This is a genomic window from Yersinia nurmii (assembly GCF_001112925.1).
Classification (GTDB): domain Bacteria; phylum Pseudomonadota; class Gammaproteobacteria; order Enterobacterales; family Enterobacteriaceae; genus Yersinia; species Yersinia nurmii.
In genome coordinates this window covers 1-14,428 of record NZ_CPYD01000009.1, presented here as the reverse complement: position 1 = coordinate 14,428, position 14,428 = coordinate 1, and the positions used below count along the sequence as shown (strand labels likewise).

Genomic DNA, 14,428 nt, shown 5'->3' with positions numbered 1-14,428 from the left:
CTGACCTAAAAACCAAAACGTCAGGCTGCCTGAGCAACCCGACTGTGTTCAGTGACTTCGCAACAAAATTACAGGTCGTAACTCAGTTGCAGCCAGAACTGGCGCCCCGGTTCATAGGAGTGCAACACTTTGTCTTCATACACAAAAGTGTCCGCCACGTTGCGTTTGTTCAGTACGTTATTCACCTCGACCGAGATCCCCGCGCCATAGGCAAAATCAGGTTTCCATGTCACTTTAGTGTCCCAGCGGAGGGTGCTGGCAAAGTGGGTCTTCTCGTATTTCAACATCTGCGAGCCGGTGGTCGGATCGGTGTAATAATCTTGCTGGTAACGTACCGCCTGATCCCGCGGACCACGCCATTGCAGCAAGTTATAGAAGGTCAAGTTGTGTTCCTGCCAATCACTGGTCAGCTCCAGATTGAAGCGCCACGGCGAGTTAAAGTTGGTGGAAGGTAAATCGGAAGCGTTAATTACCTTACCGTCGTACCAGACTTTATCCGAATCCAGCTTGGTGCTTGGGTCGAAGAAAGCGTAACCCTGATCTTTCGGCGTATTGCTCTTACTTTGTTGCCAGCTCAGGGAACCGGTCATCGCATGAGTCACTGCGCCTGTTTCCCACGGCTGATTGTTGCTCACGGAAAGTGAGACCGTATCGTTGCTACTGCGGCCACCGTTATCAAAGGTACGAATGCGCGACTGCAAAGTATTACCACTGTTCGGATACTTAGTACGGCTGCGTACTTCGTCATAACCTTCGCGATGAACATATTGCAAGCGCCACTGGGTTTTCATGATTTGCTGTTGCAGAGCGAGGCTTAACTCATCGTTATAAGGCGTTGAAAGCTTATCGATACCTTCGAAATCTTTCACGTCGTCCCATTCAACCTGATGGGGATCGAGGTTACAGTCGTAGTAGCAATTCTGCATACCGGCGTTTTGCGCTTCATACAGCGCATAGGTCAGCATTGAACGACCATAGTAACGGTTAGCCCCGGCGATCAGCACCGTATCACCGGTTCCGAAAATATCTAGGCTGCTGCTCAAACGCGGAGCAATATTGGTTTGCCCGACAAAATCATCCCGATCCACACGTACGCCCGGACGCAGGGTCAAACGGCCATACTGCATGCTGTCGTCGAGGAACAGAGCGTAGCTGGTGTAATCCGCTTTATAGGTTCCAGCGCGGAAGCGGGTGATATTGCTGGGCTGAGTATCTGAAGTGAGCCAGTCTGGCGATCCATAGAACCGATAGCGGTAGTAATCTCGATCCCGTTGATAGCGCGCCTCGGTTTTATTTACTTCAAAACCAACGTTTGGCGAGTGGAACATCCCCAGCGCCTCGAATTGATTAAAGCGCAGCACCCCTTTCGTCGTGGCGCTGTTTTGTCGGGTGATCAAGTCTCCCTGCCCGCCATTGTTGTAATAACCCGTATCCGGCCAGTTTGAATAATCTTCAAGGGCGAAGAAATCTTTCACATCATTGGTGCGCTCATCCACTAGCTTTTGGTAACCGGCGGTTAAGTCTAGGTTGGCAAAATCAAAGCGGTGCTCTAACTGCAACGTCGTGCTCAGACCATTATGATCGTTATCATAGCCTGAATTGATTACGCTGCTGGAAAATAGCGAGCTGGTATAGGCCGAGTAATTGCCGGATAAATGCAGGCTGGTGCGCTCATTGGCATCCCATGAGAACTTGGCGAAATAGTTATCAGACACCCGTTTCTGGCTGCGGTAGCCGCCGTCCATTGAGACGCCTTCTAGTTCATTATTCGGCCCTATCAGTAAACCGCTGCCGCCGCTGGTATAAGTCGGAATATCCGAAATACGATGCGAAGCAGAGAAAACCACGCCCAGATTATCGGTTATACCGGCTTCAAACCAACCGCCGAAGTTCTGTTTACTGTATTTCGGCTGGAAGCGATCCGGCCGACTGGTGTCATTCTTTGAGCTGTCAAAAGCGGTGCCGGGATCGGTAAACACCTTATTCCACGCCGAACGGGTTTCGCGGAAATATAAATGGGCGCTGTTATCGCCGCGCCAGCGACGGCTGGTGACATCCAGCGTACCGCCGGTAAAACCGCCGTATTCCACCGGAACGTTGTTATCGAACACAGTCACGCTGTCGATTAAACGGCTATCGAGATAGATCCCCTGATCGCTGCTGTCAACGCGGGTCGTGGTTTCACCATTGCCACTGCTGGCCGGATCGACGTCATTGTTAAAGCTAACGCCATCCAGCTTATAGTTGTTTTGGTAGCTGGAGGAACCGTGGATAGAAATCGCACTCGGCTTGATTTCCCCTTGATTGAGACTGGTGTTACCGCTGTTAGAAAACTGTACCGCCGGATTGGTACGCAATAATTCGGTAATGTTACCGTTGCCGGTGGGACGCTGGCGAATCTCTTCCGAAGTGATCACCTGCGGAGCCGACATCAGATTATCCGCTGCCCGACCGCTGGTTTCACCCATCACAGAGGTGGTCGGAAGGATAATAGCGCCGGTGTTAGCGCCTTTCACCGCCTGTGGACGAATAACAAAACCGCTACCGCTGCTAACCAACTCCAGACCACTGCCCGCCAGTAATTGCTGTAACGCAGACTGCGGGCTGTAATAGCCATGCAGAGCAGGCGCCCGCCGGTTACGCAGCTCGGATTCATCGAATAACACATGCAGTTGGCCTTGCTGCGCCACATTGGCAATAGCGTTGGCTAACGGTTGTTCCACCATATTGAGCTGTAGATCGGCGGCGCCTGCCTCTTGACTCATCAGCAGCGTTGCCAGCGCTAGGGCAGAAAGAACAGGCACCCCAGAAGGTTTCTTTTTGTTGTAAGTCATCTCGCAATTTCTTCCCTAGAAAATAAAAATGCCTTGCCAATGGGCAGAGGCATCAGGGAAGACGAGAGAATGAGAATTATCCTCACCTATGAAATGAATTATTTTTTACTTTTGTTGCGGGCGCGGCAGAATCAATACGTTACCCTGATCATCCTGTACCACATTCACCGCCAAAAGCAGCGGTAAAGCGTTTAAGAACTCATCCGGGTGAGCTAAATCCAACGAACCGGAAACCGGCAGCGATCCCAAACGCTCGTCGATCAACTCGATTTTCCCTGACCGATAGCGCGCCACCTCTTTTAGTAGCTCGCCCAATGGGCGATTGCGGAATGAAATCTGCCCACTACGCCATTCGCCGACTTCATCCGCCTGCCGCTGACCTCGCTGGAGATCGTTTTCCCCTTTCCGCAAGCGAGCTGAATCTCCGGCATGCAGCATCACGGTTTCCATAGATGACCGCCCGGTCACCGCGACGATACCTTGACGTACCGCCACCCCCATTTCCTCAGCGTCATAGCGGACGTCAAACTCGGTGCCCACAACCCGTACCTGACTTTCTCCGGCATAGACTAAAAAAGGTCGCTGCTTATTTTCCGCCACCTGCAAATACACCTCGCCACGATCCAGCCAGAGTTGGCGTTTTTCCTTGGCATAGTGGACACGCATTTTAGTATATCGATTCAAGTGCACGCGGCTGCCATCGGACAGCACCACTTCGCGAGCATAATTATCGGTTTGCAGATGAATATCTTGCATCAGCACTAGCGGCAATTGACTGGCAGGCAACCACAGAGCAAGCAAAAAGAAAGCCCCAGCGGCACAGCCGCGCAGCGGACGCCACCAGCTCGGTTTCACCTTAGGCTGTGCCGCACTGGCCGGGCGCGCAATCAGGGCGCAATCCCCCCAGATTTGCTGCATCTGCCGAAAAGCCTCAGCGTGAGCCGCTGAGCGCTGTAACCATTCCTGAAATTGCCGTTGTTCCGCATCGGTAAGGCGACGCCCCTGACTGCGGCTAAACCACAGCGCAGCCTGTTCGTCGATTTCTGTTTCCAGAAGGCGGCTAGCGTCCATCATTGTGCTCACTCTCCTGTTCCGCTACGTAGCGTTTACAATGCACCAAAGCACCGGCAATGTGCTTTTCTACCATACTGACAGAAATGCCCATTCTCTCGGCCACTTCAATTTGCGATAAACCGTCAAAGCGGTGCATTAAAAAAGCCTCCCGACGACGAGGGGAAAGGCTTTGCAACGCGTCCTCCAGCCGATTTAAACGCTGTTGGTGTTCAAATAAACGCTGCGGTTCGGTTTCTGCCGGCGCAATATCCTGTCTATCCAGGCTATCTTCATGATTTTCAGATAATAATAGTCGCTGTTTCCCGGTGGCACGCCAATGATCGATAAGCACCCGATGAGCAATTTTGAACAAAAAGGCACGCGAATGCTCCACCGGTGTTTGCCTGGCGCGTTTCAACCACAGTGTAAATACGTCCTGTGATAAGTCCTTGGCATCGCTGGCGTTATCCAGTCTTTTACGAAAGAAGCTAACCAACTGACCGTAAGTGGCCTGATAGGCCAAACTCACCCTGTTTGATGGTGGTTTATCCATGAATGCATCCGTTAAAGTCGTGCGGTCCTTTTGCCCTGTGCTGTTCAGGCCAGCATAGGTATTGAAGCCGTCAGGTACATCAATCCGGTTGCCCACATCTGGCTGTAAAATAGCGTTCCACAATTTTCTCTGCTGACTCGGCGAATACTCATAGGCTCCGCTCTTCTGAAGCTGGCGGTTATAAGCAAAACCCAGAATAAATGCAAATGATAATGCCTATAACTATCAATATGCTTATTGTTACGTATAATTCGCGACTTGGCTGTCGGTGTTGTTGAGTGCAGAGATCGTGATAAATATCATGGGCGCGGCATGAACAGTCAGTTATGAAAAGTGCTTATAATCAATAGAATAACGTCGAGAATACGGCGTTTGCGGAGTCGGCAATGAAATCATTCTACCCACAGCCAGCCCATAGCCACGGCCCAATCACCGCAGCGGCTCACTTTGCACCACACACTTTTGGACAACCTGACGGCACACGCACCCGCTGGACCGCCAGTTTACTGATGGGATTAACGCTACATTTACTGGCCGCAGTGTTAATGCTAGGCGGATGGAGTCAGCTTTCACCCCAGGGCGCTTTGCCACCGGCGGTAATGGTGGAAATAGCGATTTTTCAGCAAGCTAAAACCCCGCCAACTGACGTACCACAAGGTGTTTTGCAGCAAATGGCGGCTCCTGATGACGTTCAACCGGTAAAGAAGGAATTACTGGAGCAGCCGAAGCTGGCGCTTTCTCCCCGTGGTACTCACGCGATTCGGCCAGAGAATGTCGATAGCAAGAAAAAGCCGGTAGTAAAACCAAAACCAGCCGAAACCTCGTTGCCGGTCATCGCCGAAAATCCCGCATCAACCACCAGTGCCCCATTGCCCGGTTCGGCTGAGAAAAACGCTGCCAACTTTTCCAGCGCTTCTTCAGCGGCAATCAACGGTAAAGCCGCATGGCAAGGGGAAGTGTTAGCCCATATCGATCGCTATAAACGTTATCCCCGAGAAGGGTTACGCTATCGTTTGGAAGGGGTGAGTCATGTGCGTTTTGTGGTTGATCTGAAAGGAAAGGTGTTATTAGCAGAGCTGATCACCAGCTCCGGAGCCAGAATTCTTGACCACGAAGCTATGACGTTGATTTCCCGCGCTCAGCCAATGCCCGCGCCACCGGCAGACATTCTAAACAACGGAACTATCGAAGTGATCGCCCCTATCGCCTACAACGTTAAAGGCGCTTATTAGCGAACACTGCGCAAAACCAGAATGGCGATGCGCAGTAGCCAAACCGTCAATAAAGCCTAGGGAGTATCTACCTTTGAATGAGATAACGAATGGTCGGCCCATCCTGCTGAATATCCAACACTTTATAGCCATAATTACGTGCATCTAGCGGGATATTATTGATCGATTGTGGGCAATCGCTGATCACCTCCAGTATTTCCCCCGGTTTGAGCTGTGGCATAGCTTCCAGCGTAGCGACTGCTGGATATGGGCAGGGCTCTCCGACCATGTCTAATCGGTAATCTGGAACTATCGGTTGGGTGCTCATAGTGATTCCTTAGATAAAATCGGCGCGGCGGCTTTACGACTGCGGAAGAAGCGTTTTTCCCACCACAACATAGCGGCAAAAGCGATGCCTAATAACAGATAGGTTACCAGCAGCCCACCGATTGGGCCGAAGGTGTCCAGCAGATTGACTTTGTCGTAGTCTGTCGCGAGCACTGGGGCAAAATCATCCCAGTAATATGCCAATAGAGTGGCACCCATAACGTTGCCTAAACCGACCCACCAGTAGTGAATTTGCCCTTCTACAGCACGATACATCCAGCCGGTTTCACAGCCACCAGCGAGCACAATACCGAAACCGAATAACAGGCCACCAATTATCGCATTTGGCCCTGCCCACAGGATTTTCGGCGCAACGCCCAGTTGAACATAGCTAAAGATACCGATAGCGCTCACCGCCATACCGAGAATAATGGCTTTTGCCATATGGGTGCGGCCAGTAATCCAAAGATCGCGAAAAGCCGATGTGAAGCAAATCTGCGCCCGTTCGATCAATAAGCCAAAACCAATGCCAAATAGCATAGCAATGCCGAGTTTAGGCGCTTGGAATAATTCGGTTAACGCCCAGCATAACGCCAGCGCGAATACCACTATACCCAGACGGAAACGGCGCTTTGCGCGCTGAGGATTTTGCGTTAACGGCGCTGCTGAACTGACTTTTTGCAATTTCACCGGAATACGGAATATCGGTAACAGCGTAAATTTTGCCCCGAAATAGGAGCCAGCCGCCGTTGCTAGGGCAAAAAACCAGGCATGTAATGAGAATTGAGGAATACCGGTAAAGAATGCAGCTAAATTGCAGCCCATAGCCAGACGAGCGCCAAAACCGGCAATAATCCCACCTACCAGCGCCTGAGCAATTCGAATACCGTGTTGAGGCTTACGTAGCTTAATATTGTTAGCCCACAGCGCCGCAGCGATACAACCTGCAAACATGCCGATAATCATCATTCCGTCGATGCGATCCAGCGGTGTACCTTCGAAACCTATCACTTTAAAGTAGCCCCACTCCTGCGGGTTAGCGCCGAACCACTGCATTACATGCCCGCCCCAGCGTGTGAACTCACCGGTCACAGCCCAAAAAGTACCGGTCAGACCAAAATAGTAGGTCGATAAGATCCCCGCGGCGATCACCGCCGGAAGCGGCGCCCAAAATCGCACCAGATATTCGGATTTAAACGACTGCCAGGTCATGCTTCCTCCACGCAATATTCATCCCCCCACGCAGCAAGGTTTGTTATCGCCGATAGAATAAAAAGTTAAAAAGACTCGCAATGATAAGGCAATTTAAGCCTGCAGAGTATTTAATCCTGTATAATTCGTAAGGGTTTTATCTTTCCAGCCACGCAGCGGAACGGAGATATATTATCGGGATAAGGGAAGCTACATGGGTGCAGAACAGAAGTTAGAACGCTAAATAATCGAGTTTATCGAAGAGAAATAAGGTATCAGGTATAAAAAACCCGCGGCGTACATTCGGCAAACCGCGGGCTTCGATCCAGATAAGCGTTAACTAACCTTGGCTAGCTGGAGTTTGTTGTTCTGCGAAGAAAGATTTCTCATATTCACGGGCTTTCTTCCTATCAAACTGGTGTTCCCACTTGGCAATTACCAATACGGCCAATGCGTTACCCACAACGTTCAACGCAGTTCGCGCCATATCCAGAATTCGGTCAACGCCAGCAATAAATGCCAGACCTTCTAATGGAATGCCCACGCTGCCTAAGGTTGCCAGCAACACCACAAATGACACGCCCGGAACCCCCGCGATACCTTTAGAGGTAACCATTAAGGTCAGCACCAGAACAATTTCCTGACCAATAGAAAGCTCAATACCATATAGCTGCGCGATAAAGATCGCCGCAATACTTTGGTACAACGTAGAACCATCCAGATTAAAGGAATAGCCGGTTGGCACCACAAAGCTGGTAATCGACTTCGGCGCGCCGTAGGCCTCCATTTTCTCGATGATACGCGGCAAAACAGTTTCTGAGCTGGCGGTCGAATAAGCCAGAATCAGCTCATCTTTTAGAATGCGAATTAACGTCCAGATGCGCAGATTACAGGCTCTGGCAACTGCGCCCATCACAACCAAGGCAAAGAAAAGAATTGCGGCGTAAACCAATATCACCAGCTTGGCGAGCGGAAGCAAGGCGGCAAAACCAAAATTCGCTACGGTCACGGAAATCAGGCCGAATACACCAATTGGGGCGTAACGCATGATCATATGTGTGACTTTAAACATGCTCTCGGAAACGGCTTTGAACACGTTAAGCAGCGGCTCTTTGGTTTCTTTAGGTAAAGAAGATAGCCCTAACCCAAACAGTACCGAGAAAAAGATAATCGGCAACATATCGCCATTGGCCATCGAGGAGAAAACATTCGATGGGATCAGCGATAGAATCGTACTCACCAAACTATGGCTACCGCTTTGTACCTGTGCCGTGGTTTTTTCATACTGAGAAATATCCACTGCGGTTAGCGTCGACATATCGATGCCATGACCCGGCTGGAAAACATTCGCCAAAGTGATACCGACAATAATGGCGATAGTGGTGATCACTTCAAAATAAATAATGGTCTTCAGGCCAATTCGCCCTAATTTCTTTGCATCTCCAACGCCAGCAATACCCACAATCAGCGTTGAAATAACAATAGGAACCACAATCATTTTAATTAAGCGAATAAAGATATCGCCAGCAGGGCTGAGAATATTACTGACTAACCAATCACGAGACTCGGTCTGATTATGGAGAATCGCACCCACCAGAATACCTAATACAAGCGCAATTAGGATTTGCCAAGCAAGACTTATTTTTACACTTTTCATACCCAAAAAAATCCCTCAAAGCATTCCCCAAAGCGCATGATGGACATGCACTTCAGATGGAATACTTAATCATTAAATACGGGGCTATAGTTAATAAAATCCGCGGATCGGCCTCCCGCCAGCCGTCCACCTTTTCAATCAGTATCATTTCAACCCGTTGTTCTGCAAGCCTTGTTTACTCTGGCCTAACCCACTAGGCTGGATATCTTCTGGTAAGAAGAAAGAGTGATAAGCCATAACCAACTGTTATTAAAATAATAAATTTAAACCATAGCAAATAAGCACTTCACCTTTAGGTATAAAAAATAGGCGAAATTAATTCGCCGATAAAATCAGCGGATTGTTGTATTTAACGTCTTATTTTGTTCGCGTTTTGTTAAATGGGTGCTATTTCGATTTTCTACCTATTTTGGGTATTCTGCAACCAAAGCCCCCAATAATTTCATCTGAAAATGAGAAAAATCATGATTAATCGAACAAACCTTTGCTGCATAACTATGCTGTTATTTTTAAACTCGGTTTTTTATTTCTATTAAGAATATCTACTTATTTTAAATACCATTAAGTAATAATAAAAACTTAATCATCGGCCGGGGCTAATCATAATCAAAATTATTTTTAGATAAACTCCCTGCTATTATTGCGAATGGATTTTGTCTTAGTCGCTATTTGAACGGAAAAGTCACCTACATATACAATCACGGTGTAATACTTCTTTCGATGAAATAAATGGCCCACAGGAGTATTTCATCTCATCAAACATCATTTCTCGATGAAATCCCTTCCCTATTGAGATATTGATACAACACACAGCGCATTAAGTAAGTCCCTAAAACAACATCTTTTCTGCGTGATCTGTCGCCCAAAAAAGAAACAAAACGATGGCCAACACTATAATTAACCTTTAGTTGACATATTATTAACAATCTAAAGGAGAATAAATATGAGCCAACTACATAAACACCCAATTCCCGCTGCAATTGCAGAAAATGCCCTGATCAACCCAGCCCAATATCATGATTATTATCAACAATCTGTACAAAACCCCGATGCCTTCTGGGGAGAGCAGGGGAAAATTATCGACTGGATAAAGCCCTATAGCATTGTTAAAAACACTTCATTTGATCCTGGCCACGTCAGTATTCGCTGGTTTGAGGATGGCACGCTAAATTTATCCGCTAACTGCCTGGATCGCCATTTGGCCGAGCGCGGTGATCAAACCGCAATTATTTGGGAAGGTGATGATCCCACCCAATCCAAGAACGTCAGTTATAAACAGCTACACCACGATGTATGCCAGTTCGCCAATGTATTGAAAAAACTTGGCGTAAAAAAGGGCGACGTAGTGGCTATTTATATGCCAATGGTGCCGGAGGCAGCTGTGGCTATGCTGGCCTGTGCGCGTATCGGTGCCGTTCACTCGGTCATTTTCGGCGGGTTTTCACCGGATGCGGTTGCTGGTCGTATTATTGATTCCAACTCCAAACTGGTTATCACCGCTGACGAAGGTATCCGTGCTGGCCGCGCTATTCCGTTGAAAAAGAACGTTGATGAAGCGCTAAAAAACCCAGCTATCACCAGTATCAATAATGTCGTGGTCTTCCAACGTACCGGCAAACCGGGCTACTGGCAGGAAGGTCGAGATTTATGGTGGCATGACCTGATTGGGAGCGTTTCAGCGGATTGCCCGGCTGAAGAGATGAATGCAGAAGATCCATTATTCATTCTTTATACCTCTGGCTCTACTGGTAAGCCTAAAGGCGTACTTCACACCACCGGCGGCTATTTGGTTTATGCCGCCATGACCTTCAAGTACGTGTTTGACTATCATCCGGGCGATATCTATTGGTGTACCGCCGATGTGGGCTGGGTCACCGGTCACAGCTATCTGCTTTACGGCCCGCTGGCCTGCGGCGCTATCACTTTAATGTTTGAAGGCGTTCCTAACTATCCGGGCGTTAACCGCTTAGGTCAGGTTATCGATAAGCATCAGGTCAATATTCTGTACACCGCTCCAACGGCGATTCGCGCATTGATGGCCGAAGGCGATAAAGCGATTGAAGGCACCAAGCGCACATCGCTGCGTCTGATGGGTTCAGTTGGTGAACCAATTAATCCCGAAGCCTGGGAGTGGTATTACAACAAGATCGGTAACGGTAAATGCCCAATTGTGGATACCTGGTGGCAGACCGAAACCGGTGGTTTCATGATTACTCCACTACCTGGTGCAACCGAGCTGAAAGCCGGTTCAGCTACCCGCCCGTTCTTCGGCGTACAGCCAGCGTTGGTGGATAATCTGGGGAATCCGCAGGAAGGTCCAGCCGAAGGTAATTTGGTGATTACCGATTCATGGCCGGGTCAGGCCCGAACCCTGTTTGGCGATCACGATCGTTTCGAGCAAACCTACTTCTCAACCTTTAAAGGTATGTATTTCAGCGGAGATGGCGCCCGTCGGGATGAAGACGGCTACTACTGGATTACTGGCCGCGTGGATGACGTTCTCAACGTTTCCGGTCACCGCTTAGGTACCGCTGAAATTGAATCGGCGCTGGTTTCTCATCCGAAAATCGCTGAAGCAGCGGTGGTTGGCGTTCCCCACAATATAAAAGGTCAAGCAATTTATGCCTATATCACTTTGAATCACGGAGAAGAACCCACGCCGGAACTTTATAGCGAAGTACGTAATTGGGTACGCAAAGAGATTGGGCCAATTGCGACGCCGGATATTTTGCATTGGACAGATTCATTGCCAAAAACCCGCTCTGGGAAAATTATGCGCCGCATATTACGCAAAATTGCCGCAGGTGATACCAGCAATCTGGGGGATACCTCAACGCTGGCCGATCCGAGCGTAGTAGAAAAATTACTGGAAGAAAAACAATCAATGCAAGCAACGTCGTAAATTACACCGCCAGAGAGCGGCAACTTAATTAATGCCTCACAGGAGAACTCTGATGAATGACAGCATTTATCAAGAGATTGAAAATAATCCGAAATTCAAAGAGTTGGTACAAAAACGAGGCCGGTTTGCCTGGCTGTTATCATCAATTACCTTAGCACTCTACGTTGGCTTTATTTTTCTCATTGCCTTTGAACCTCAATGGTTGGGGACTCCGCTATATGCGGGGGCCAGCATCACGCGCGGTATTCCGGTCGGCATAGGTTTAATCGTAATTTCTTTTGTTCTTACAGGTATTTATGTTGTCCGCGCTAACGGTGAGTTCGACCGCATGACGGCAGAAATTCTTCGCGAGGTGAAGCAATGAAGATCCGCCATTGGTCTGCACTTTCCTTACTGACTCTGCCTGCGCTGTCACAGGCAGAGGCAATCAGCGGTGAAGTTCAGCGTCAACCGTTGAATATTCAAGCTATTGTGATGTTCTTACTCTTTGTTGGCGCTACGCTGTATATCACCTATTGGGCTTCAAAACGTACTCGCTCCCGACAAGATTATTACACCGCTGGCGGTCGCATCACCGGTTTTCAAAACGGGTTAGCGATCGCCGGTGACTTTATGTCCGCCGCATCATTCCTTGGTATTTCTGCACTGGTTTATACCTCGGGCTACGATGGGCTGATCTATTCCATTGGTTTTCTGATCGGCTGGCCAATTATTCTGTTCCTGATTGCCGAACGTCTACGTAACCTGGGTCGCTATACCTTCGCCGACGTTGCGTCATACCGTTTGCAACAGCGCCCAATCCGTACCCTATCAGCCTGCGGATCGCTGGTTGTGGTTGCCTTATACCTGATTGCTCAGATGGTTGGTGCAGGTAAACTTATCGAGCTGCTCTTTGGCCTGAACTACCATGTGGCCGTAGTATTAGTCGGCATTCTGATGGTTTTATATGTGCTATTTGGCGGGATGCTGGCAACCACTTGGGTACAAATTATCAAGGCAGTCTTGCTGCTAGCGGGCGCAACATTCATGGCCGTGATGGTCATGAAATCAGTCGGCTTCAACTTCAATACTTTGTTTAGCGAAGCCATCAAAGTTCACCCTAACGGTCTCAAAATCATGAGCCCCGGAGGACTGGTTTCAGATCCTATATCTGCGTTATCACTGGGTCTGGCTCTGATGTTTGGTACCGCCGGCTTGCCACATATTTTGATGCGCTTCTTTACCGTAAGTGATGCAAAAGAAGCCCGTAAAAGCGTGTTCTACGCCACTGGCTTTATCGGTTACTTCTATATTCTGACCTTTATTATCGGCTTCGGCGCTATTTTACTGGTTGGCCCAAACCCTTCCTTTAAAGATGCGGCTGGCGCACTGTTGGGCGGCAGCAATATGGCGGCGGTTCATCTTGCTAACGCCGTTGGGGGCAACTTCTTCCTTGGCTTTATCTCCGCCGTAGCTTTCGCCACCATCCTGGCTGTCGTTGCCGGCCTGACATTAGCCGGCGCCTCAGCGGTTTCCCATGACTTATACGCCAGCGTAATTAAGAACGGTAAAGCACGGGAACGTGATGAATTACGCGTCTCTAAAATTACCGTGGTGGTATTAGGGGTTGTAGCAATCGGCTTAGGGATTCTATTTGAGAATCAGAATATTGCCTTCATGGTAGGCCTAGCCTTCTCAATCGCCGCCAGCTGTAACTTCCCAATAATCATCATTTCAATGTATTGGGACAAGCTGACTACGCGAGGCGCATTAGTCGGTGGCTGGTTAGGATTGATTACCGCCGTAGTGCTCATGATTTTGGGGCCAACCATTTGGGTCAAGATTCTCGGTCACGCGAAACCAATCTATCCATATGAATACCCAGCTTTATTCTCAATGATTGTAGCCTTTGTCGGTACATGGCTGTTCTCTATCACTGATAATTCAGAAACCGGCAAGAAAGAACGCCTGCTGTTCAGAGCGCAGTTCGTTCGCTCGCAAACCGGTCTGGGCGCATCTCAAGGTGGCGACCATTAAGTATCTATATTCATTATATATTTTAATATGTTAGATGAAAAAAAGGCCCTTCGGGGTCTTTTTTCATCTCATTCAACGCAATATAACGAAATAAAAATCAGTCGTGCAGAGGGTCAGACTAATTCAGATTAAATGTAGAGAGAATTTATAAGCGGAATGGTTTTACCTTACAGCAATAAAGATCAGAGCCTAAATGGCCTTCAGAGCAGCGGCTTTTTCGCTGTTAAGAATGGGCTACTTTGGATTCGGCCACATTTCCTAAATGTCTTCGCAGAATAACTCTTCATCACCGCTTTATAACGTTAAATAATAGAGTAATCAGCACGATATGCGAAGGTTATTGGAGATGATTGATGGTGCGTGAGTGGCCAACGCTGACCAATAATAAGTGGTAAGTGAGTGTCACCGAATTATTGGTATTTATGATTAATCCTGCAGAGACAACCTATGTTTGCCTCCCGACTGGCGACCTTTTTATCCCTTTCCGACTCACCGGACGCTAGCCTGGCTCCCGCCAAAATGGATCCTCGACATCCCTGATTGAGCAGACTATCCTGCTGGCCGCTCAAAGCTGGACGGGAAAAGACAAAGCTCAGCACTTCTTCGCCTCTGCTGCTCTTGCCGCCGCAGGCACGGCATATGGCGAACACCAGAATTGGTCAGATGCCCGCAGTCGCAGCTTTG

General features: G+C 48.8%; 10 protein-coding genes. 4 read left to right on the top strand and 6 right to left on the bottom strand.

Annotation, left to right across the window (positions count from 1 at the left end; genetic code table 11):
- Positions 1 to 68: 68 nt before the first annotated feature.
- The 3 genes from AD970_RS11875 to AD970_RS11865 all read right to left on the bottom strand — a co-directional run bounded on the left by AD970_RS11875 (position 69) and on the right by AD970_RS11865 (position 4,440).
- Positions 69 to 2,834: a TonB-dependent receptor gene (locus AD970_RS11875; RefSeq protein WP_049599161.1), complete on the bottom strand. Its 2,766-nt coding sequence runs from the start codon at positions 2,832 to 2,834 to the stop codon at positions 69 to 71.
- 105 nt (positions 2,835 to 2,939) lie between these two features.
- Positions 2,940 to 3,908, bottom strand: coding sequence for a FecR family protein (locus tag AD970_RS11870; protein ID WP_049599158.1), 969 nt, complete (start codon positions 3,906 to 3,908; stop codon positions 2,940 to 2,942).
- Positions 3,895 to 4,440 (bottom strand): RNA polymerase sigma factor, encoded by a 546-nt coding sequence (locus AD970_RS11865; protein WP_049599560.1) that lies wholly within the window; start codon positions 4,438 to 4,440, stop codon positions 3,895 to 3,897. The genes AD970_RS11870 and AD970_RS11865 overlap by 14 nt, the downstream gene beginning before the upstream one ends.
- Before the next feature lie 386 nt (positions 4,441 to 4,826).
- Here AD970_RS11865 and AD970_RS11860 point away from each other — a divergent pair, with 386 nt between their 5' ends.
- A complete protein-coding gene (locus AD970_RS11860; RefSeq protein WP_084728153.1) occupies positions 4,827 to 5,672 on the top strand; it encodes an energy transducer TonB family protein in 846 nt (281 codons plus the stop codon).
- 67 nt (positions 5,673 to 5,739) lie between these two features.
- Here the strand turns inward: AD970_RS11860 and yedF are convergent, their stop codons facing one another.
- The 3 genes from yedF to gltP all read right to left on the bottom strand — a co-directional run bounded on the left by yedF (position 5,740) and on the right by gltP (position 8,826).
- Positions 5,740 to 5,979, bottom strand: coding sequence for a sulfurtransferase-like selenium metabolism protein YedF (yedF, locus tag AD970_RS11855; RefSeq protein WP_049599155.1), 240 nt, complete (start codon positions 5,977 to 5,979; stop codon positions 5,740 to 5,742).
- Positions 5,976 to 7,190 (bottom strand): selenium metabolism membrane protein YedE/FdhT, encoded by a 1,215-nt coding sequence (yedE, locus tag AD970_RS11850; RefSeq protein WP_049599152.1) that lies wholly within the window; start codon positions 7,188 to 7,190, stop codon positions 5,976 to 5,978. The genes yedF and yedE overlap by 4 nt, the downstream gene beginning before the upstream one ends.
- Before the next feature lie 319 nt (positions 7,191 to 7,509).
- Positions 7,510 to 8,826 (bottom strand): glutamate/aspartate:proton symporter GltP, encoded by a 1,317-nt coding sequence (gene gltP / locus AD970_RS11845; protein WP_049599151.1) that lies wholly within the window; start codon positions 8,824 to 8,826, stop codon positions 7,510 to 7,512.
- Positions 8,827 to 9,769: 943 nt separating this feature from the next.
- Between gltP and acs the strand changes: the two genes are divergently transcribed.
- Genes acs through actP form a run of 3 tightly spaced genes read left to right on the top strand, consistent with a single transcriptional unit; the run spans position 9,770 to position 13,744 of the window.
- Positions 9,770 to 11,728, top strand: a complete 1,959-nt coding sequence (gene acs / locus AD970_RS11840) for an acetate--CoA ligase (protein ID WP_049599148.1) — start codon at positions 9,770 to 9,772, stop codon at positions 11,726 to 11,728.
- Between the two features lie 52 nt (positions 11,729 to 11,780).
- Positions 11,781 to 12,092, top strand: a complete 312-nt coding sequence (locus tag AD970_RS11835) for a DUF485 domain-containing protein (RefSeq protein ID WP_049599145.1) — start codon at positions 11,781 to 11,783, stop codon at positions 12,090 to 12,092.
- Complete coding sequence (gene actP, locus AD970_RS11830) at positions 12,089 to 13,744, top strand: cation/acetate symporter ActP (protein ID WP_049599142.1); 1,656 nt, start codon at positions 12,089 to 12,091, stop codon at positions 13,742 to 13,744. The genes AD970_RS11835 and actP overlap by 4 nt, the downstream gene beginning before the upstream one ends.
- The last annotated feature ends 684 nt before the right edge of the window (positions 13,745 to 14,428 follow it).